Origin of the sequence: Burkholderia cepacia (assembly GCF_001039005.1) — a bacterium.
Classification (GTDB): Bacteria; Pseudomonadota; Gammaproteobacteria; order Burkholderiales; family Burkholderiaceae; genus Burkholderia; species Burkholderia theae.
Genome location: NZ_LDWR01000017.1, coordinates 27,393 through 48,456, shown reverse-complemented (window position 1 = coordinate 48,456; position 21,064 = coordinate 27,393). Strand labels below are relative to the sequence as shown.

General features: G+C 68.3%; 19 protein-coding genes. 8 read left to right on the top strand and 11 right to left on the bottom strand.

Annotated elements, in window-relative coordinates:
- Positions 1-11: 11 nt before the first annotated feature.
- Positions 12-1,226: a porin gene (locus tag VL15_RS10290; protein ID WP_048245378.1), complete on the top strand. Its 1,215-nt coding sequence runs from the start codon at positions 12-14 to the stop codon at positions 1,224-1,226.
- A gap of 226 nt (positions 1,227-1,452) precedes the next feature.
- Here the strand turns inward: VL15_RS10290 and VL15_RS10285 are convergent, their stop codons facing one another.
- The 8 genes from VL15_RS10285 to VL15_RS10250 form a co-directional block, all read right to left on the bottom strand.
- A complete protein-coding gene (locus VL15_RS10285; RefSeq protein ID WP_048245377.1) occupies positions 1,453-2,943 on the bottom strand; it encodes an efflux transporter outer membrane subunit in 1,491 nt (496 codons plus the stop codon).
- Between the two features lie 10 nt (positions 2,944-2,953).
- Positions 2,954-4,108 (bottom strand): ABC transporter permease, encoded by a 1,155-nt coding sequence (locus VL15_RS10280; RefSeq protein WP_048245376.1) that lies wholly within the window; start codon positions 4,106-4,108, stop codon positions 2,954-2,956.
- The gene (locus tag VL15_RS10275) at positions 4,105-5,064 is read right to left on the bottom strand and encodes an ABC transporter ATP-binding protein (RefSeq protein ID WP_048245375.1); all 960 of its coding nucleotides are present in this window, start codon (positions 5,062-5,064) and stop codon (positions 4,105-4,107) included. The genes VL15_RS10280 and VL15_RS10275 overlap by 4 nt, the downstream gene beginning before the upstream one ends.
- Positions 5,061-6,026: an HlyD family secretion protein gene (locus VL15_RS10270; protein WP_080970786.1), complete on the bottom strand. Its 966-nt coding sequence runs from the start codon at positions 6,024-6,026 to the stop codon at positions 5,061-5,063. Before VL15_RS10270 ends, VL15_RS10275 begins: the two co-directional genes overlap by 4 nt.
- A complete protein-coding gene (locus tag VL15_RS10265; protein ID WP_048245374.1) occupies positions 6,023-6,700 on the bottom strand; it encodes a TetR/AcrR family transcriptional regulator in 678 nt (225 codons plus the stop codon). The genes VL15_RS10270 and VL15_RS10265 overlap by 4 nt, the downstream gene beginning before the upstream one ends.
- A gap of 246 nt (positions 6,701-6,946) precedes the next feature.
- Positions 6,947-7,366: a cupin domain-containing protein gene (locus VL15_RS10260; protein ID WP_048245373.1), complete on the bottom strand. Its 420-nt coding sequence runs from the start codon at positions 7,364-7,366 to the stop codon at positions 6,947-6,949.
- A gap of 10 nt (positions 7,367-7,376) precedes the next feature.
- Complete coding sequence (locus VL15_RS10255; protein ID WP_048245372.1) at positions 7,377-7,814, bottom strand: carboxymuconolactone decarboxylase family protein; 438 nt, start codon at positions 7,812-7,814, stop codon at positions 7,377-7,379.
- 94 nt (positions 7,815-7,908) lie between these two features.
- Positions 7,909-9,393: a PLP-dependent aminotransferase family protein gene (locus VL15_RS10250; protein WP_048245371.1), complete on the bottom strand. Its 1,485-nt coding sequence runs from the start codon at positions 9,391-9,393 to the stop codon at positions 7,909-7,911.
- 164 nt (positions 9,394-9,557) lie between these two features.
- Between VL15_RS10250 and VL15_RS10245 the strand changes: the two genes are divergently transcribed.
- Positions 9,558-10,475, top strand: coding sequence for a LysR family transcriptional regulator (locus VL15_RS10245; protein ID WP_048245370.1), 918 nt, complete (start codon positions 9,558-9,560; stop codon positions 10,473-10,475).
- A gap of 140 nt (positions 10,476-10,615) precedes the next feature.
- A complete protein-coding gene (locus VL15_RS10240; protein WP_048245369.1) occupies positions 10,616-11,365 on the top strand; it encodes an SDR family oxidoreductase in 750 nt (249 codons plus the stop codon).
- A 92-nt stretch (positions 11,366-11,457) separates the two neighbouring features.
- On the opposite strand, the gene VL15_RS10235 is transcribed toward VL15_RS10240, so the two are convergent.
- Together VL15_RS10235 and VL15_RS10230 are read right to left on the bottom strand one after the other, a co-directional pair.
- Positions 11,458-13,095, bottom strand: a complete 1,638-nt coding sequence (locus VL15_RS10235) for a glycoside hydrolase family 32 protein (RefSeq protein WP_048245368.1) — start codon at positions 13,093-13,095, stop codon at positions 11,458-11,460.
- A 157-nt stretch (positions 13,096-13,252) separates the two neighbouring features.
- Positions 13,253-14,851 (bottom strand): glycoside hydrolase family 68 protein, encoded by a 1,599-nt coding sequence (locus VL15_RS10230; protein WP_048245367.1) that lies wholly within the window; start codon positions 14,849-14,851, stop codon positions 13,253-13,255.
- Between the two features lie 172 nt (positions 14,852-15,023).
- Between VL15_RS10230 and VL15_RS10225 the strand changes: the two genes are divergently transcribed.
- The 5 genes from VL15_RS10225 to VL15_RS10205 all read left to right on the top strand — a co-directional run bounded on the left by VL15_RS10225 (position 15,024) and on the right by VL15_RS10205 (position 20,179).
- Positions 15,024-16,052 (top strand): substrate-binding domain-containing protein, encoded by a 1,029-nt coding sequence (locus VL15_RS10225; RefSeq protein ID WP_048245366.1) that lies wholly within the window; start codon positions 15,024-15,026, stop codon positions 16,050-16,052.
- 401 nt (positions 16,053-16,453) lie between these two features.
- On the top strand, positions 16,454-17,140 hold the full coding sequence (locus VL15_RS10220) for a type 1 glutamine amidotransferase domain-containing protein (RefSeq protein ID WP_048245365.1): 687 nt from the start codon (positions 16,454-16,456) through the stop codon (positions 17,138-17,140).
- A gap of 149 nt (positions 17,141-17,289) precedes the next feature.
- Positions 17,290-18,399: an NADH:flavin oxidoreductase/NADH oxidase gene (locus VL15_RS10215; protein WP_048245364.1), complete on the top strand. Its 1,110-nt coding sequence runs from the start codon at positions 17,290-17,292 to the stop codon at positions 18,397-18,399.
- Positions 18,400-18,506: 107 nt separating this feature from the next.
- Positions 18,507-19,577, top strand: coding sequence for an AI-2E family transporter (locus VL15_RS10210; protein ID WP_048245363.1), 1,071 nt, complete (start codon positions 18,507-18,509; stop codon positions 19,575-19,577).
- A 233-nt stretch (positions 19,578-19,810) separates the two neighbouring features.
- The gene (locus VL15_RS10205; protein ID WP_048245362.1) at positions 19,811-20,179 is read left to right on the top strand and encodes a hypothetical protein; all 369 of its coding nucleotides are present in this window, start codon (positions 19,811-19,813) and stop codon (positions 20,177-20,179) included.
- A 32-nt stretch (positions 20,180-20,211) separates the two neighbouring features.
- Here the strand turns inward: VL15_RS10205 and VL15_RS10200 are convergent, their stop codons facing one another.
- A complete protein-coding gene (locus VL15_RS10200; protein WP_048245361.1) occupies positions 20,212-21,006 on the bottom strand; it encodes an SDR family NAD(P)-dependent oxidoreductase in 795 nt (264 codons plus the stop codon).
- Between the last annotated feature and the right edge of the window lie 58 nt (positions 21,007-21,064).

Sequence of the window (21,064 nt, the reverse complement as noted above, 5' to 3'; positions counted from 1 at the left end):
ACGGAGAATCAATGAAAAAGCGCGTCGCTTTCGCCATGACGGCAGTTGGCCTTGCAGCCGCTACCGCCGCCCACGCCCAGAGCAGCGTGACCCTGTACGGTATCGTCGATAACGGTATCGCTTGGCAGAACAACTCGTCGGCAGTCGGTGCGACCACGGGCGGTCACTCGAAGGTGCAGATGTCCACCGGCGTGTGGGCAGGCAGCCGCTTCGGCCTGAAGGGCAGCGAAGATCTCGGCGGCGGCACGAAGGCGATTTTCCAGTTGGAAGCCGGCGTCAACACGGCTAACGGCTCGTCGCAGTGGACCAACGGCATCTTCACGCGTCAGGCATGGGTCGGTATGACCAACGCCTCGTACGGTACGCTGACGGCCGGCCGCCAGTACACCGCGTACTACACGCTGCTGTCGCCGTACAGCCCGACGACCTGGCTGACCGGTTACTACGGCGCGCACCCGGGCGATATCGATTCGCTGGATACCAGCTACCGCGCGAACAACTCGCTCGTCTACATGTCGCCGAAGTTCTACGGCTTCACGGTCGGCGGTTCGTACTCGTTCGGCGGCGTCGCAGGCGCGACGAACCGTGGTTCGACGTGGAGCGCGGCGATCCAGTACCTGAACGGCCCGGCAGGCATCGCAGTCGGCTACCAGAAGGTCAACAACGCGACGCTCGGCGGCGGCGTGTGGGGCGCGAACTCGACGGTCCAGAACGGCCTGACGGCGACGGGCGACGGCAACCAGCCGGCCGTGTCGTCGATCAACAACGGCTACGCGACCGCGCAATCGCAGCAGCGTATCGCCGTGACGGCGGGCTACCAGTTCACGCCGGCATGGGACATTTCGGCTTCGTACTCGAACGTCCAGTACACGCCGGGCGTCGGTTCGTCGTTCCGCAACACGGCAATCTTCAACACGGCTGGCGCTGTGCTGCACTGGAAGGCAGCGGCTCAGTGGGACTTCGCCGCAGGCTACTCGTACACGGCGGCAACGCAGTCGAACGGTATCTCGAGCTCGGCCAAGTACCACCAGGTCACGGTGTCGCAGTACTACAGCCTGTCGAAGCGCACGGGCCTGTACGCGGTTGAAGCTTGGCAGCACGCCAGCGGCAACACGCTGAACGGCGGCAAGATCATCGCTGCAACGACGTCGATCGGCGACGGCGTGGGCGCAGGTTCGAAGCAGAACCAGATCGGCGTCGGCGTCGGCATGATCCACCGCTTCTGATGTCGCGCGGCGCGCGAGCGCCGCTTACGGCATGCGGTATGAAGAAACCGGCCTTCGGGCCGGTTTTTTTATTGGCGGTACGCATTGTGCGCAGTGCGGGTTCCGTCACCGGAGGGCATTGAATGGAATGGAAGCGGGCGGCGACGGCAGTCGAGTCTGACGGGCGCGCGCATCATGCGATGCATAGCGGCGAAGTGTTCGGCCAGTACCGACGCCGTCCTATCCGTCACTGCGCAGCCTCATCCGTCCAGCTCCCCGCCAGCGCCTGGAACAGCGCCGCCGTATCGGCAAGCCGGTCGGCCTGCGCGCGGGTGCGGTCGAGCGACGTCTGCAGCGCCTGCCGCTGCGCGTCGAGCAGGTCGAACGTGCTGATCCCGCCCGCCGCGTAACGGTCGCCGGCGATCGCGTTGCTTGCCGCCGCTTCCCGCGCGGCGCTATCTCTCGCCTGCAGTTCGGCCGCGTCGTGTTCCACCGCGCGCATCGCGTCGGCCACTTGCTGCAACGCCTGCAGCACGGTTTCCCGGTAACTCGCGAACGCGGCATCGTATGCCGCTTCGGCCGCGCGTTTCTTCGCACGCAGCTCGCCGCCGTGAAAGAGCGGCTGCGTTAGACCGAGGCCGACATTCCAGACATTGAGCCCGCTCACGATATCCGCGACACGCGTGCGCTCCGAGCCGATCCCCGCCGTAATCGAAAAACGCGGATACAGGTTCGCGGTGGCCACGCCGACGTTCGCGCTCGCCTGGTGCAGCATGGCTTCCGCCGCCCGGATGTCGGGCCGTTCGCGGGCCAGCGTCGACGGCAGCGCGACGGGCAGCGTGCGCGGCAGCGCGAGCGCATCGAGCGCGAGATCGGGCAGCACGGCGTCGGACGGCGGCGCACCGAGCAGGATCGCGAGCCGGTGATCGGCCTGCGCAAGGCGAGCCGCGAGCGGCGGCAGCGACGCCTGCGTCTGCGCGAGCAGCGCGCGTTGCGCATGCACGTCGGCTTGCGATACGCCGCCCGCCGCGAAGCGCGCTTCGACGATGCGCAACTGCCGCGCCTGCGCGTCGACGAGCTGCCGCGTGAGCGTGACCTGCTGCGCGAGCGACGCGCGCAGGATTGCCGTGGCGACGACGTTGCCCGCGAGCGTCAGGCGCGCGGCGTCGAGCGTGAATGCCTGATAGTCGACCTGCGCGCGCAGCGCTTCGAGTGCGCGCCGGTTGCCGCCGAACACGTCGAGCGCGTACGACACGCTCACCGATGCGTCATACAGCGTGAACGGCCCCGGATTCGGCACGTTGGCCGGCAACCCGAACGCGGTGGTGTCGACTTGCTCGCGCGTGGCGGACAGGTTCGCGTCGACGCGCGGCAGCATCGTCGCGCCGGCTTCGGCCGCATGGTTCTGCCGCGCTTCGTCGAGCCGCGCGCGGGCTTCGGCGAGCGTCGGGCTGTTTTGCCACGCGGTGTCGACGAGCCGGTTCAGCGGGTCGGAGCCGAACTGCGTCCACCAGCGTTGCGGCGTGTGCGCGGCGGATGCGAACGTCTGCGCGTCGCCGGCTGAACCGCCGGCTGCGGCCGTCGTCGCGGGCGGCTCGCCGCGCGTGTAGTGCTGCGTGGCCGGTGCATCGGGCGTGCGGAAATCCGGGCCGACCGCACATCCGCCGACGAGCAGCGCCGCAGCGGCCAACGTCAAGCCGTGGGCAGCGATGAGGGCGCGATACGAAGCCGGTTTCATCGCGTGCAGCCTAATCGAGCGTGCGCCGGTAAAAGCGCAGTGCGACGCCCATCACGACCACGGTGAACAGCGCGACCGGCCACACGGACGGCCACAGGTCGGCCCAGCCGTTGCCCTTCAGCAGGATGCCGCGCACGAGGCGGTTGAAGTAGGTGAGCGGCAGCAGGTTGCCGACGAACTGCGCCCACTTCGGCATCCCGGCGAACGGGAACATGAAGCCCGACAGCAGGATGTTCGGCAGGAAATAGAACACCGCGAGCTGCATCGCCTGCAACTGGTTCTGTGCGAGCGACGACAGCGTGATGCCGACCGTCAGGTTCGCGGCGATGAACAGCAGCGCGGACAGGTAGATCGCGAACACGCCGCCGACGAACGGCACGTCGAACACGAACCGCGACGCGGCGACGATGATCGACACCTGGATCAGCCCGATGAACACATACGGGACGATCTTGCCCGTCATCACCTCGAGCGGCCGCACGGGCGTCGCGAGCAGGTTCTCCATCGTGCCGCGCTCGCGTTCGCGCGTGATCGCGAGGCCCGTCATCATCACCATCGTCATCGTCAGGATCACGCCCATCAGGCCCGGCACGACGTTGTACTGCGTGATGCCTTCGGGGTTGTACAGCCGGTGCAGCACGACGTCGAACGCGGCCGGGCGGCCGTTCAGGTGCGCGAGCGGCCCCGTCAGGTCCTTGTCCGCGACGGGCTGCACGAGGCCCGGCAGCGCGCCGATCGCCGATGCGGTCGCGACGGGGTCGGTCGCGTCCGCTTCGACGAGCAGCGACGGATGCTCGCCGCGCAGCAGCCGTCGCGAGAAATCGGCGGGCACGCTCAGCACGAACTGCACGTCGCCGCGTGCGAGCGCATGCCGGCCGGCCGCCTCGTCGGGCAGCGTCTCGACGATGTCGAAGTACGCGGAATTGCGCATCGCGGCGATGAAGCTGCGCGCGAACGGGCTCGAATCGGCGACGATCACCGCGGTCGGCAGGTGCTTTGGATCGGTGTTGATCGCGAAGCCGAACAGCGCGAGCTGGATGATCGGCACACCGACGATCATCGCGAACGTCACGCGGTCGCGGCGAAGCTGCAGGAATTCCTTCAGCACGATGCTCCACCAGCGCGCGACCGAGAACGATTCGCGCAGGCCCGCCCACGCGTTCATGACGACGCTCCGCCGGGCGGCCCGGAGGCGCGGCCCATCATGTAGATAAAGACATCTTCGAGCCCGGTGTCGATCGGCGCGACCTGCAGCGCGCCATTCCCGTCGGCCCGCGCGGCGACCTGCGCGAGCGTCGCGTCGAGCAGCGCGCGATCGCGGCCGCTCACGTGCAGTGCCGAGCCGAACACGACCGTCTGGTCGACGCCCGGCATCGCGTGCAGCCGCGCGGACAGTTCGGTCAGGCGCTCGCCGGTGATCGAGCGGGTCGACAGCCCCTGCGACGCGACGATCTCCGCCGACGTGCCCTGCGCGAGCAGTTCGCCGTACGCGATATACGCGAGCTTGTGGCAGCGCTCGGCCTCGTCCATGTAGTGCGTGCTGACGAGCACCGAAATCCCTTGTGCGGAGAGCCGGTGCAGTTCCTCCCAGAAGTCGCGGCGCGCGGCCGGGTCGACGCCGGCGGTCGGCTCGTCTAGCAACAGCAGTTCCGGCTCGTGCAGCATGCAGGCGGCCAGCGCGAGACGCTGTTTCCAGCCGCCCGACAGCGCGCCCGTGAGCTGGTCCGCACGGCTCGCGAGGCCGAGCCCGTCGAGCGCGCGCGCGACGGCCGCCTTGCGGTCGGGCATGCCGTACACGCGTGCGACGAAATCGAGATTCTCGCGGATCGACAGGTCTTCCCAGTACGAGAAGCGCTGTGTCATGTAGCCGACGCGCCGCTTGATCTGTGCGCTGTCGCGCACGATGTCGTAGCCGAGGCAGGTGCCGCTACCCGAGTCGGGCGTGAGCAGGCCGCACATCATCCGGATCGACGTCGTCTTGCCGCTGCCGTTCGGCCCGAGAAAGCCGAAGATCTCGCCGCGCGCGACGCGCAGCGAGACGTCTTTCACGACGTGCTTGTCGCCGAAACGCTTGTTCAGGCGATCGACGTCGATCGCGTACGGAGCGGCCGGCGCGTTCATTGCATCCTCACGGCGACGGGCTGGCCCGGATGCAGCTTCGGCGCGTCGGCAACGGCCGGACGCGCCTCGATCATGAACACGAGCTTGGTCCGGCTCTCGTTGCTGTAGATCACGGGCGGCGTGTATTCGGCCTCGCTCGACACGTAGGTGATGCGCGCGGGCACGTCGGCCGCGCAGCCGTCGCAGCGGATCGCGACCGTGCGCCCCGGCGCGAGCGACGCGATGGCGGCTTCCGGCACGAAGAAGCGCACCTTCAGGTTTTGCGGCGGCAGCATCTGCACGACCGGGTTGCCCGCCTGCACCCATTCGCCGATGCGGTACAGCGTGTCGTACACGCGCCCGGCGGCGGGTGCGGCGACGCGCTTCTGGTCGAGCTTCCATTGCGCAGCGGCCACCGCCGCCTGCGCGGCCTCGACCTGCGCGGCCTGCGCGGCGAGCTGCTGCGCGCGGCCCGGCAGGCGCGCGACGTCGACTTGGTTGCGCAGCTCGCGCGCCTGCGCGGCGGTGGTCTGCGCGGACGTGCGTGAATCGTCGAGCTGCTGCTTCGACAGGCCGCCCGCCGCGTACTGGCGTTCGTCGCGCGCGAGTTGCGCGGCGGCCCGTGCGGCTTGCGCGGTGGCCTGGGCGAGCTGCGCCTGCGTGACCGCGACTTCCGGCGGGCGCTTGCCGGTCTGCAGGTCGGCAAGCTGCGCGCGTGCCGCCGCGAGCTGATGTTGCGCCTGCAGCAGCGCGTCCGTTTCGCTGGCGGCTTCGAGCGAGAACGCCGGCGTGCCGGCGGCGACGGCCTGGCCGCGCTCGACCGACAACTGCGTCAGCGTGCCCGATTGCGACGACGACAGGTACACGAATTCGCCTTCGACATAACCCTGGTAGGTCGTGGCGTGGTCCGTCGACCGTCCGCAACCGGCGAGCAGCGCGACGGCGGCGGCCAGTACGAGCGGCAACGCGCGGGTCGCGTTCATGACGGACTCCGCGGCGCGGCGGCCGGCGGCTGCAGGCCGGAACCGAGCAGCGCGCGGACGTGCCGGTGCAGCACGTCGCGGTCGATCGGCGGCAGGCCGCGCGCGCTTTGCCACAGTTTCGCGGTCGCGAGCGGCAGCATCACGAGCGCGATGATCGAATGGAACAGGAACGCGGGTTCGAGCGCGGGGTTCAGCGTGCCGGCCTGCTGCGCGCCGCGGATGCGTTCGGCGAAACGCCCGACATGCTCGAGCGGAATGCGCCGGACCATCCGCTCGCGCAGCAGCCCGCCTTCGTGGATGATCTCGCGCAGCCAGATCGACGGCAGCCACGGCATGCGGTGCGTGACGTCGAAGAAGCGGTCGACGAGTTCGGCGACGAGCGCGAACGGATCGTTTTCGATCCGCGGCTCGGTCGGCCGCCACACGAACGCGATGGCCTGCGCGATCCGTTCCTCGACGATCGCGTCGAGCAGTTGCTCGCGGTTCGTGAAGTAGTAGTGGACCATCGCCGACGTGACGCCGGCGGCGGAAGCGATCTGCGCGACCGTCGTCGCGGCGATGCCGCGTTCGGCGAACAACTGCGTCGCGACGTCGAGCATGTGGTCGCGCAGGTCGAAATCGCTCACCGACGGGCGGCGCCCGCGCGGCTTGGCGACGGTGGATTTCGCGTTCATGCAGTCGACGCTAATTGATGAGTTAGTTAATTTCAAGGAAGGGTTTTCGCCGCCCTTGATCGGGATCAGGCGAGCGTCGAATGGCGGCGCGGACAAGCGGGGACGCGACGGGGCGGCGGGCAGGGTGCCGCGGGCAGCGTGTAGGGAGCGGTTAACGAGAAATGGTGGGGAACTTGCGAAACCGGCGGGGAAGCCGGCCGCGAAGCAGGGGCGCGGGCCGGGCCTGGCGCGCGCCCCGGAGCGGGGTTACTGATCGATCGGCGACTTCAGCGGCACGTGTTCGCCGGTCAGCCCGAACACGACGAGTTGCGCGGGTTCCGTCGCGCTCGCGTTGCGCGATACCTGGTGGCGCGAGCCGGGCGCCTCGTACCAGCCTTCGCCGGCGCGGTAGCGGCGCAGCGGGCCGCCGTTCACCTGCGACAGCACTTCGCCTTTCGACACGACCGCGAACACCGAGCCGAGGTGCTTGTGCGCTTCGGAAGCCTGGCCGGGCGCATAGTCGACGGTCGCGACGACGGCGAACTTGCCGGGCGCTTCGGGCACGGCCTGTCGCATGATTGCGTGCACATTGTCGCCGTCGTCGTGCGCATGGGCGGCGGCCGGCAGCGCGGCGGTCAGCACGAGCCCCGCACACAGGGCGGCTCGATGGAGCGTGGAGCGGATCATCGTCGTCTCCTTACTCGGGCATCTTGCGGAACGCGATCGCGAAGCGGTTCCACGAGTTGATCGTCGCGATCAGCATCGACAGGTCGAACAGCTCCTCGTCGCTGAAGTGCGGCTTCACGGCTTCCCAGACGGCGTCGGGCACGTGATTGCTGGCGACCAGCGTCAGCGCCTCGGTCCACTCCAGCGCGGCACGTTCGCGCTCGGTGAAGAACGGCGTTTCGCGCCATGTGACGACGGTCGCGAGACGGCGATCGGTTTCGCCGCCCTTGCGCGCGTCGGTCATGTGCATGTCGACGCAGAACGCGCAGCCGTTGATCTGCGACGCGCGCAGGCGGACGAGTTCGGCGAGCGGCTTCTCGATCGAGCTCTTCGCGAGGAATTCCTCGGCGTTGCGCATCACCTTGATCGCGTTCGGGCTGGCGGTATAGAAGTTCAGGCGCTGTTGCATGGCAGGTCCTTGTTCGGTTGGAGCGCACGGTGGCGCGACAGGACCCACTTTAAGTCGTGCATTGGCCTGCTTGAATGACCAATTTTTGGAAAATTCAGGTAACCAGTGTCGAGTCGCCGAGACTGCCCGAACCCAGCAATCCGGCCAGCTTCGCGAGTGCCGTGTCGATGCGCAGCGCGTCGATCCCGCCATAACCGAACAGCAGCCCCGCGCGGACCGGCACGCCGACGTGGAATGCCGAGATCCCGTACAGGCCGATGTCCTGCGCGCGTGCCGCGCGGACCAGCGCCGCCTCGTCGAGCCCCGGCTTCAGGTGCGCGGCGAGGTGGATGCCGGCGGTCGGCACGATCGCGTCGAACCATGGCGCGAGTTCGCCGCGCAGATGCGCGATCAGCATCTTGCGGCGCGCGTCGTAGTGCTTCTGCACGCGTTTCAGGTGCCGGGCGAAATCGCCTTCGAGCATGAAGCGTGCGAGCGCCGCCTGGGTCAGCGCGCAGGTGTGCCAGTCGACGATCTGCTTTGCCTTGGCCAGCGCGCCGCGCAACGCGCGCGGCGGAATCGCGTAGCCGATCCGCAGTTCGGGAAAGATCGTCTTCGAGAACGTGCCGACGTACGCGACGAGGCCCGTGCGGTCGAGGCTCTTCAGCGATTCCACCGGCCGGCCTTCGAAGCGGAATTCGCCGTCGTAGTCGTCCTCGATGATCAGCGCGCGGCGGCGCTGCGCCCATTCGAGCAGCGCGATGCGTCGCTCCAGCGTCATCGGCATCCCGAGCGGGAACTGGTGCGACGGCGTCACGTAGACGAGGCGCGCATCGTCGGGCAGCCGCTCCGTGACGAGGCCGTGCGCGTCGACCGGCACGCCGATCACCGTCGCGCCGAGCGATGCGAACGCGGCGCGCGCGGGCGGATAGCCGGGATCCTCGACCGCGACGACGTCGCCGGGCCGCACGACGACGCGCGCGAGCAGGTCGAGCGCCTGTTGCGCGCCGTGCGTGACGAGCACGTCGTCCCAGCTGCACGCCACCGCGCGGCTGAACGCGACGTAGCGCGCGATCGCGCCGCGCAGCTGCGGGTCGCCGGCCGGATCGTGGTACTGGCCGGGGCCGCGCGCCTGCTGGCGCAGCGCGTGGTGCAGGCAGCGCCGCCACGCGTCGAACGGAAACAGCGCCTTGTCGGTCACGCCGCCGCGGAAATCGAAGCCGGGCGAATCCTGCGGCGCGGGCATCGCGAGCGCGTCGGGCAGCTCGTTCCACAGCGCGCGCGCGTCGACCGCGTCGATGCGCGGGGTGTCCTCGACGAGCGACGGTGCCGACATCGCGGCGGCATGCGGCACGCGCGCGAGGCCGTCGGCGACGAACGTGCCGTCGCCGGCGCGCGTATTCAGGTAACCCTCGGCGACGAGGCGCTCGAACGCATCGAGCGTCGTCTTGCGCGACACGCCGAGCTGTTTCGCGAGATCGCGCGTCGACGGCAGCCGCGCGCCGCCCTCGAGACGCCCGTCGACGATCGCGGTGCGCAGTTGCCGGAAGATTTGCCCGGTCAGGTCGTGACGGCCTTCGATGCGGATCGCGATGTCCATCGCAGTGGTTACCTCGATTGGGGTGATTTTTCGTCGATCAGCATACCGGAAGTCGGCATACTCCCGTCACCGGTATCGGCCGACGCCGAAGCCCCCGTCGCCCGATTGGACCGCGGCCCGCGGCTGCCTTACGATCCACGACAACCCCAAACCGGAGCGTCCCCATGCTGTCCGAAGACGAACTTGCGCTGCTCGACGCGATCCGCGCCACCGGCAGCCTGTCGCGCGCCGCCGCGCGGCTCGGCAAGGCGCCGTCGACGGTGTCGCACGCGGCACGCCAGCTCGAAACGCGTTTCGATGCGTTGCTGTTCGACCGGCGCGGCTATCGGCTGCAGCTCACGCCGGCCGGGCAATTGCTGGCCGACGAGGCGTCGCGGCTGGCGCTGGACGTCGCGCGGCTGACGCAGCGCGTGCGGCAGGTCGCGAGCGGCTGGGAGGATCGGCTGTGGATCGTCAGCGACGAAGTGCTGGAGTTCGACACGCTGCTGCCGGTGGTCCGCGCGTTCGACGCGCTCGACTCGGGCGTGTCGTTGCGCTTCACGTACGAAGTGCTCGGCGGCACCTGGGAAGCGCTGCGCGACGGTCGCGCGGACCTGGTGGTCGGTGCGACCAACGAGCCGCCGGCGATTCAGGGCTTCAAGTGGTTCGAACTGGGCGCGATGGAGTGGGTGTTCGTGGTGTCGCCGCGCCATCCGCTGGCCTCCGCGAACGACGTGCTGACGCGGGAGGCGATCGGCGCGCATCGCGCGGTCGTCGTCGCCGATTCGTCGCGGGGCACGGCCGGCCGCGCTTACGGCCTGCTCGGCGGGCAGGCCATGCTCGCGGTGCCGTCGATGCGCGCGAAGATCCTCGCGCAGCGCGACGGGCTCGGCGTCGGCTGGGTGCCGCGCCGGCGCGTGGCCTCGCTGCTCGCGCGCGGCGATCTCGTCGAGAAACGGACGGCCGATCCGCGCGAACCCAACCTGCTGTATGTCGCATGGCGCGGCGACCGCGACGGCCGTGCGCTGCAGTGGTGGCTGGAACAATTGCGCGAGCCGAGACTCGCGCAGCGCCTGCTCGACGGGATCGATGTGACCGGCTGAAACGGAGAAAGGCGGGCGCGGCATCCGCTCGAACACGTTCGACGATTTCGAACATGTTCGCCACGCGCGTCGTACGGCAACGCATGGTGCCGCGCGCATCCTGTGTTCACGGTCAACTCACCGGTTCACAGGAGAACATCATGCAACGCTTCGAAGGGAAAACGGTCCTCGTCACGGGCGGCAACAGCGGTATCGGCCTGGCGGCCGCCCGCGCATTCGCGGCCGAAGGCGCGCGGGTCATCATCACCGGGCGCGACGCGCAGACGCTCGAGACCGCACGGCAAACGCTCGGCGAAGGCGCGCTCGCGATCCGCAACGAGGCCGGCAGCGTCGCGTCGGCCCGCGCGCTGGCGGACGCGATCGCGACGGCGGGCGTGCGGCTCGACGCCGTGTTCATCAACGCGGGCGTCGCGAAACTCGCGCCGTTCGCCGACAGCGACGAGGCCATGTGGGACCTCGTGTTCAACACCAACGTGAAGGGCGCGTATTTCCAGATCCAGTCGCTGGTGCCGCTGCTGAACCGCGGCGCGTCGATCGTGATCAACGGCTCGATCAACGCGCACATCGGGATGCCCGGCTCGTCGGTCTACGCGGCGAGCAAGGCGGCCGTCAATTCGTTCGCGAAGACGCTGTCGACGGAATTGCTGCCGCACGGCGTGCGCGTGAACGTCGTGAGCCCGGGGCCGGTGCAGACGCCGCTGTACGGCAAGCTCGGGCTCGATGCGGCGACGCTCGATGCCACGGCCGAAAAGATCAAGGGGCTCGTCCCGATCGGCCGGTTCGGCACGCCGGACGAAATCGCGTCGACGGTGCTGCACCTCAGTGCGTCGGAGTCCGCATTCATCGTCGGCGCGGAAATCATCGCGTCGGGCGGGATGGGGTTGCTCTGATCGGTGACACCGGCGGGGACCGCAACCGACCGACGCAACGCCGGGCGGGCGGTCCCCGTCACATGCCGGAAGGAGGCAAGTGCGAACCGCACCTACCGCGCCGCACAGGCGCGACGCGTATCGCTGCCGGCTTCGAGTTGCGTCACCGTGAGCCCGGAGAACGTCGCGCGGCCCTGCTCGGCAAACACGGCGACGCCGTCCGCGTCGAGCGGCGGAAAGACCAGGTCGGTGAGCGCAACTCGACCACCGTTCGCGAACACTTCGACCGACCCGCGATCGACGACGATCTCGAGCCGCAGTTGTCCGCGCTCGAGCGGCAGATCCACGATGTGCTCGCGGCTGAACGTGCCGGCGAAATCCGATTCGCCGGATCGGGAGCGGTCGAGCGTCAACGTGCGTTGCGCCGTGTCGTACACGATCCGGGTGCCGATCGAGCCGGCCGCCGACCGCCGGACGATCAGGCCCGCGCGCGCCGCGTGCTGCGGCGCGATCGTCACCGTGATGCGCTGGACGACGCCGCGCGTCGCGGCCGACAGCGCGCGTGTGGCGGATTCGACCGTGAAGTCGCCTTCGTGTACGGCGGGCCTCCCGTCCGCCCAGGTGTCGAAGGCGGCGGCCGGCGCGACGACAAGCGTCGGTTCGCCGTCGATCGTCTTCAGCGACAGTTCGCGCGGCAGGGTCGTCGCGCCGCGCCACGGCGTCGTCGGCACTTTCGCCGCGTAATCCCAGTTGCTCATCCACGCGATCGCGACAGGGCGTGCGCCGGGCGCGCCGGAGAACGTGCCGGCCGCATAAAAGTCGGCGCCGTGATCGACCCAGCGGAATCGGGCGGGATCGGAGCCGGCCGGCGCGACGCGGTCGGGTACGAACGTGCGGCCGTCGAAGTTGCCGACGAAGTACATCGCCCCGGAACCGCCGGCTATCGACCACGGGTTGACGTTGACGATCAGCACCCACTTGATGTGCCGCGGATCGCCGTCGACCGGCAGCGGGACGAGATCGGGCATCTCCCACAGGGCGCCCGCATGCGGTACGTCCGGCAACGTGAAGTCGCTCAGGAACGACCAGTGGATCAGGTCATCGGAACGGTAGAGCTTCACGACGTGGGCATCGGCGACGACCGTCGTCATCAGCCAGTGGCGCCCGGGCGCATACCACGACACTTTCGGGTCGCGGAACTGCGTTGATTCGGGGTCGAGCGTGAGCACCGGGTTGTGCGCATAGGGCCGCCACGTGGTGCCGTGGTCGACGCTGTAGGCGAGCGACTGCGCCTGCGTGCCGGGTGCGTGGCCGGAGCCGGCCTTGTAGACGCTCGTGTAAAGCGCAACGAGCGGTGCTTGTCCGGGGGCGCCGAGGCCCGACGTGTTGTGCGTATCGGCAACGATCGAGCCGGAGAAGATTTCCTCGGTGGCGTTCGCGCGCATCGCGACCGGCTGCTCGCGCCAGTGGACGAGATCGGTGCTGGTCGCGTGGCCCCACGACATGTTGCCCCAGTCCTGGCCGACCGGGTTGTACTGATAAAACAGGTGGTAGCGGCCGTTGTCGTAGACGAGCCCGTTCGGGTCGTTCATCCAGTTGCGTTGCGGCGAGTAATGCAGCGCGGGCCGCCACTGCGGCGTGCCGCTGTCGGGCGGTGCGCCGCAGGTCGCGGCGGCGACATGCGTGCAGGTCAGGCAGGCGAGCAGCAACCGGGGGATCCGGACGGAAAAGCGGAAAGGCATCGATTTCATGCGGGGTTTCGTGCTCCGTCGGACGGAGCGGGAAAGGAGGGCGCACGCCGCTGTCGACGGCGGCATGCGCATTAGAAAGAAGGAAAAAAGAGAGGCGTGCACGCGACACGCGCGATGCGCGCCTCCTCAACCTCGTGCCTTTACCAGCGATTGCTTTTTATTGTTGGTTATCCTGATTGCCCTGGCCGTTGCCGTCGTTGTGGCCGGCCCCGGTCGCAGGCAGGTTCGCCGGGATGTCGCCGTAACCGCCGAGCCCGCCGCGTCCATAGACGCGATCGACCGCCGTCGACGTGCCGTTGATGCGGACCTTCACCGTCGGCGCAAGCGTGCCGCCGCGACGCGGGCCGATCGCATCGATGAACGATTCGACGAGCCCGCCCGGCATGACGTAGTGCGAATACGACTGGAATTCGCGCGGGTTCTGGTTCGGGTCCTGAAAATACGGCTGGCCGGCCGGCGCCGAGAAATCGGTCGGGTTGCCGAGCACGAGGCCGCTGCCGCCGTTCAGCGGCAGGAAATCGCTGCGGATGCCGTTGCCGACGAAGCCGTACACGCCGTCCGGGCCGTCGACGCCCGCCGCCATCGTGTTGCGGTGGCTGATCGTGAACAGGTAGTACTTGCCGTCCTTCAGATAGATCTGCGGGCGCTCGGTCTGGTCGTCGACGCAGTTCGCCGACAGGATCGGCGGCAGGAACTTCCACTCGGTCAACTGCGGGTTCGTCGCGATCGCGAGGCCGACATTCGCCTTTTGATACACTGCGCCCGAATTCATCACGGCGTTCAGGTCTTCCTTGTACGGATCGTTCGGCGCGTAGCCGAGATCGGCTTCGGTGCAGGACCGTGCGCCGCGCGGGCCACCGGTGTTGCCCTCGAAGACCATGTAGGTCTTGCCCGGGTGCGCGGGATCGGTGAACACGAACGGATCGCGGAACGAGAAGTAAGTGTTCTGCTGACCGGTCTGGTAGTACTTGCCGTCCGGTTGCAGCAGTGCCTTGTGATCGTCGAAGCCGGTGAACCACACGTGCTTGTCGTCGGCGTGGATATGGCCGTCGGCGCGCGTGATGATCGCCTGCGGCGGCGTGATGTCGGCGCCGCCGGGCGCGGAGCGGTTGAACGACGTCGCGGTGTAATAGAGGCTGACGTTGCTGCCGTGCGTGAGGCGCGCGGAGCCCGACCATTCGGCGTTGTCGGTCATCGGCGAGGTACCGAACACCTTGACGCTCGCGCCGTCGGGGAACAGGTGGCCGCCCCAGGTCCAGCCGCCGTTCGCGGGGCGCTGCGCCGCGGGGACGCCCGCGCGACGGTAGAAGAAGCCGATGCGCGCATGGACGTGGCGGTCATCGAACGTGTAGCCGGCGTGGGGATCGGCGGTGAGCGAGAAGATCACTTCCCAGCCCTTGTAGCTGAGCTGGTTCGCGCGCAGGTCGGCCAGCGGCCACGTGTCCCACACCCACACGTTCGGGTTGATCAGCGGGAAATCCTGCGGGATGTTCGGCATCGTCAGCGCTTGCGGCAGCGAATTCCGGTCGGCGCCGGCGGTGTGCGATTGCGCGACGATCTGGCGGATGTCCGCGCGGGTCCAGCGCATCGTGAAGTTGCCTTCGGGATCGTAGGCTTGCTGCGAATGGGGCGTGGGCACCGGCGCGCCCGTACCGCCGGACTGCGCGTGCGCGACGGACGCGAAGGCGGCGAGTGCGCCGCCAGCGAGGAGCAAACGTTTGGCCGCGGTCGAGCGGAAAAGGGGAAAGTATGTCATCTCGTCGTTGTTTCCAGGAAAAGTGAAAGTGAACGGCTGAGTGGGTATCGATATCCAAACCGGTTCGGATGCTATTTCAAACCGGTTTGGACGTCAAAAGATAAATATTTGACGGTAATAGCTACCGAGCGGAAACAATTGCCGCCAATCGGCATGCCGTGCGGCACATGAAGTGCGAGGAACGACGGTGAAGGTGAATCTGAAGGCGCTATCGGACGCGCTGGGGCTGTCGAGGACGACGGTCAGTCGCGCGCTGAACGGTTACGACGACGTCAGCGAGGCGACGCGCGAACGCGTGGCGAAGGCTGCACGGGAAATGGGCTATGTGGCGGATCCGACCGCACGCCGGCTGGCGACCGGGCGGGCGGACGTGATCGGGATCGTCTACCCGTTCGGCGCGGGCGATCTCGGCGATCCGCGTTTCGGCGAGGTGGTCGCGGGCATTACCGAGCGGCTCGCCGAGCGCAATCTCGATTTCATCATCGCGTCTGCGCGGCCGAACGCTGAACTGGACACCTATCGGCGGGTCGTCGACGGCAAACTCGTCGACGGATTGATCGTCGCGCGCACGCTCGTCGACGATCCGCGCATCGCGTACCTGCAGTCGAGCGCGTTTCCGTATGTCGCTTACGGCCGCACGCAGGCCGCCGAGCCGTATGCGTGGTTCGATTTCGACAACGAGGCGGGCGCGCGGGATGCGGTTCGCAGGCTGATCGGCTTCGGCCATCGGCGCATTGCGATGATCAGCGCGCCGCTTGCGCTGAATTTCGCCGCGCAGCGTCGTGCAGGTTATCTCTCGGCACTGCGCGAAGCCGGTATCGAGCCGGATCCGGCGCTGCTCGTCGAGTGCCCGTTCACGCACGACGGCGGGCTGCAGGCCGTGCGGACGATGCTTGCGCGCGCCGAACGGCCGACGGCGCTGCTGGTCGACAACAATATCGCCGGCGGCGGTGCGTTTCGGGCGCTGGTGGACAGCGGGCTGCGCCTGGGGCAGGACATGTCGCTGATCGTCTACGACGGCGTGCCCCCGGACATCGCGCATCCCCATCGCGTAACGGCGGTCGTGCAGCCGACCGGGCATGCGTCGGGGCGCGCGCTGGCGGAATTGATGCTGCGGCTGCTGAGCGACGGTGTGCGCGAACAGCGACTCGAAGCGCCGGCCATCGAGGTCGGCGACACGGACGGTCCGTTGCGCGGCTGACCGGCGCGGTGGAGGCGAGGGGCGCTGCCGGCAACGGACGTTACCGGAGCGCGCCCCATCGAAAAGGCCATGACGACGGCAGGGGCGAATCCCCGTTTTCTAGACGACCGGTCTAATCCGGGGATATCATCCGTTCTCGTGAATGCGACGACGTCCCCAGCTGGGGCAACAAAGACGCGAAAATGCCATTTCGCGGTGCGATGCTGTCCGTGCGGCGAGATGACGTCGTTTTATTTCGATTTTTTCTAGACGACTGGTCTAATAGGTGCGTACTGCATTCGGATGCATGAGTCGCACGTTGACGCGTCATCGCTGACTAACCGACAGGCGTGCGGCGTCGACCGGCCGCCCCCGGTTGTTCGGCCCCGTTCCCCCCGTCAATTTTCGAAGGAGTTCCGATCATGAAGATTCTGGTTGTCCTGACCTCGCACGACACGCTCGGCGATACCGGCAAGAAGACCGGCTTCTGGCTCGAGGAACTGGCCGCGCCGTACTACACGTTCAAGGATGCAGGCGTCGAGCTGACGCTCGCGTCGCCGAAGGGCGGCCAGCCGCCGCTCGACCCGAAAAGCAGCGATCCGGCCTCGCAGACCGACGCGACGCGCCGTTTCGAAGCTGATGCGGCGGCCAAGGCCGAACTCGCGTCGACGCACAAGCTGGCCGACGTGTCGGTGGACGACTACGACGCCGTGTTCTACCCGGGCGGCCACGGCCCGCTGTGGGATCTCGCCGAGGATCTGCATTCGATCCGCCTGATCGAGCATGCGCTGGCGGCCGGCAAGCCGGTCGCGGCCGTCTGCCACGCGCCGGGCGTGCTGCGCCACGTGAAGAACCCGAAGACCGGCGAATCGGTTGTGCGCGGCAAGCGCGCGACGGGCTTTACCAACAGCGAGGAAGCGGCCGTCGAACTGACGGAAGTCGTGCCGTTCCTCGTCGAGGACATGCTGAAGACCAACGGCGCGGAATTCGAGCGCAGCGCCGACTGGGCGCCGCATGTCGTCACCGACGGACTGCTGATCACGGGGCAGAACCCCGCGTCGTCGGAACCCGCCGCCGAGGCGCTGCTCGCGAAGCTCGGCCGCCAGTAAGCACGCAAGCACATGGCGCCGGCCGGGCCGGCGCCGTTCCGTATCCGTCGCCGGGCGCGACCTGCCCGCCGACGGCCCGAATCGTTCCGCCGCGCGCGTCGCGCGGCGCGTTCCCAGTCGTTTTGCAGAACCAAGCAAAGGAGTCGTGGATGTCTGCCCTGTTCGAACCGTTCAAACTCAAGGATGTCACGCTGCGCAACCGCATCGCGGTGCCGCCGATGTGCCAGTACGTCGCCGAAGACGGCGTCGTCAACGACTGGCATCACGTGCATCTGGCCAGCATTGCGCGCGGCGGCGCGGGCCTCGTGATCGCGGAGGCGACGGCCGTGTCGCCGGAAGGGCGCATCACGCCGGGCTGCGCGGGGCTGTGGAACGATGCGCAGGCCGAAGCGTTCGCGCCGTCGGTCGCGGCGATCAAGGCGGCCGGCTCGGTGCCCGGCATCCAGATCGCGCACGCGGGTCGCAAGGCGAGCGCGAACCGTCCGTGGGAGGGCGACGACCATATCGCCGAAGGCGATCCGCGCGGCTGGCAGACCATCGCGCCGTCGGCCGTGCCGTTCGGCGCGCATCTGCCGAAGGTGCCGCGTGAAATGACGCACGACGATATCGCCCGCGTGCAGGCCGACTTCGTCGCGTCGGCGACGCGTGCGCGCGACCTGGGCTTCGAATGGCTCGAACTGCACTTCGCGCACGGCTATCTCGGCCAGAGCTTCTTCTCGGTGCATTCGAACCAGCGCGACGACGAATACGGCGGTTCGGCCGAGAACCGCGGCCGCTTCCTCGTCGACACGCTCGCAGCCGTCCGCAAGGTGTGGCCCGAGCATCTGCCGCTGACCGCGCGCCTGGGCGTGATCGAATACGACGGCCGCGACGACGAGACGCTCGCCGAGTCGATCGCGCTTACGCAGCGGATGAAACAGGCAGGGCTCGACATGCTGAGCGTGTCGGTCGGTTTCTCGACGCCCGACGCACGGATTCCATGGGGCCCGGCGTTCCTCGCGCCGATCGCCGAGCGCGTGCGCCGCGAGGCCGGGCTGCCGGTGTCGTCCGCGTGGGGGATCGACACGCCGCAACTGGCGAACCGAGTCGTCGCCGAACAGCAGCTCGATCTCGTGATGGTCGGCCGCGCGCATCTCGCCGATCCGCACTGGCCGTACTACGCGGCGAAGCAGCTCGGCGTCGAGCGCCCGTCGTGGACGCTGCCCGCGCCGTACGCACACTGGCTCGAACGTTACCGGATCGCCGACAAGGTGGCCTGAGCGGGTGAGATAACGCGCCGCCGATCCGGCGTCGATGGATAGAATGGCGGTTCGCGCAGGCCGGTGGCTTGCGCGAACCGCCATTTTTTCATTTCGACAGAGGTGCCATGGGCGTACATGTCCCGTCGTCTCACGATCCCGCCGCGCGGCCGCGCGGGCAGCAGATCGCCCGCGCCGTGCTGTATGCGGCGCTGCTGGTGCTCGCGCTGTGGGTGATCCGCGACTTCATTCCCGCCATCGCGTGGGCCTGCGTGAGCGCCATCGCGATGTGGCCGCTGCTGAAGCGCTTCGAATCGCACCGGCTGTTCCGCGACCGGCCGACGGTCATCGCGCTCGTCATCACGGCGGCGATCTCGCTGCTCGTCGTGCTGCCGGTCGCCATCGCGGCGACCGAGGCGGTCGGGCAGGCGCATGATCTGCGCGTGTGGCTGCACTCCATTCAGGACAACGGCATTCCGCTGCCGGACGTGATCGGCCGGCTGCCTTACGGCGCCGCGCAGATCACCGAATGGTGGCAGGCCAATCTCGGCCATCCGCTGCATGCGTCCAGCGCGATGCACGGCGTCAACAGCGAGAAATTCCTCGCGTACGGCCGGCAATTCGGCACGAAGCTCGCGCATGCGCTGCTCGAATTCGGCTTCATGCTCGTCACGCTGTTCGTGATCCTGCGCGCGGGCCACAAGCTGTCGGGCGCATTGCTGCAGGGCGCGCGACGCGTGTTCGGGCGCAACGGCGCGGAGCTGATCGAGCGGATGGTCGCGGCCGTGTTCGGCACGGTGACGGGGCTCGTCGTCGTCGGGCTCGGCGAGGGCGCGCTGCTCGGCATCGCCTATGCGCTCGCGGGCGTCCCGCATGCGGCGCTGCTCGGCCTCGTGACGGCGGTCGCCGCGATGCTGCCGTTCTGCGCGCCGATCGTGTTCTGCGGCGCGGCGCTCTGGCTGTTCGTGCAGGGCGCGACCGTGTGGGCCGTCGTGGTGGCCGTGCTCGGTTTCGTCGTCGTGTTCGTCGCCGAGCATTTCGTGCGGCCGGTGCTGATCGGCAATTCGGCGCGGCTGCCGTTCCTGCTCGTGCTGTTCGGCATCCTCGGCGGCGCCGAGACGTTCGGCCTGATCGGGCTGTTCGTCGGTCCCGCGCTGATGACGGTGCTGACGGTGCTGTGGGTCGAATGGATCGCGTGACGATGCACGCCGTTGCGCCGGTTTGAAGCATCGGCGCAGCGGCACGGTTGCGCGGGCAAGCCTCCGCCGGCTGCCACGGTCGGCAACGCCTGAGCTTGCGCAGGGGCATGCAAAGTGCGTGGAAACCAGGGATTCGGATGCGGATCTCTACATTTCTTTTCGATCCGGACCCAAAGGTCGAGTAGCATGAGGCTTTCGGTCACGCCGGCACGGCGCATCAGATTTCCCCAAGCATGCGATTGATTACGATGTCCCGTCCCGCAGCGACGCTGTCCCTGGCCGCCAGCTGCCTGATGTTGCATGGCTGCGCGTGGTTCGACTCGTGGCTGCCGTTTTCGTATTCGCGCACGCCGCTGGCAAGGGCCGCGTCGCGGCATGGCGCGACCCGCGCCGATGTCGTCCGCGCCGGCGGCAACCCGCGCAGCGTCTGGATGGTCCGCAACGGCAGCGGCGTCTGCTACAACTACTTCATCGAACACGGCAACGATCACCGGACTTATTTCGTCGTGTTCGACAGGGCCGGCGTCGTCACGCAACACGGCTTCGATACCTGCATGGACGCCGACCGCAACGGCACGCTGCAGCCGGGCAAGGGCAGCTAGTCCGTACGGCCGCCGCCGGCGGCATCACGCGGTCACGCGATCGTGTCGACCACGCCGCCGTCGACGCGCAGCGCGGCGCCGGTTGTCGCCGAAGCCTGCGGCGAGCACACGTATACCACCAGGTTTGCGACTTCCTCGGGCGTCGCGGGCCGCTGGATGATCGAGCTCGCGCGATGGTTGCGCACGAAATCCACGGCCACGTCTTCGACGCTGCGGCCGGATTCGTCGGCCGTTTCCTTCAGCAGCGCTCGCACGCCGTCCGACATCGTCGGCCCCGGCAGCACCGAGTTGACGGTCACGTTCGTGCCGGCCGCGAGCTTCGCGAGGCCGCGCGCGATCGACAGTTGCGCGGTTTTCGTGAAGCCGTAGTGAATCATGTCGACCGGGATGTTCAGGCCCGATTCCGACGAAATGAACACGACGCGCCCGGCGTTGCGTTCGATCATCCCTTTCAGGTAGTGCCGCGCGAGGCGCACGCCCGACATCACGTTCGTCTGGAAGTAATGCTCCCATTCGGCGTCGTCGATGTCGAAGAACGCCTTCAGGCCGTAGATGCCCGCGTTGTTGACGAGGATGTCGGCATCGGGCGTGTGCTGCGCGATGCGCGCGACGCCGGCTGCAGCGGACAGATCGGCGGCGACGCCGTCGACGCTTGCGCCGGGCACGGCGGTGCGCAGGTGCGCGAGCGCGGACTGCACCGACGCGTCGCTGCGGCCGTTGACGACGACGCGTGCGCCGGCGCGCGCGAGGCCTTCGGCGATCGCGAGCCCGATGCCGGCGGTGGAGGCGGTGACGACCGCGGTCTTGCCTTTCAGGTCGATGTGCATGTAGGTGACGGGAGAGGAGTGAACAGGAACCGCCGCGCATGCCGCGGCGAGCGGAATT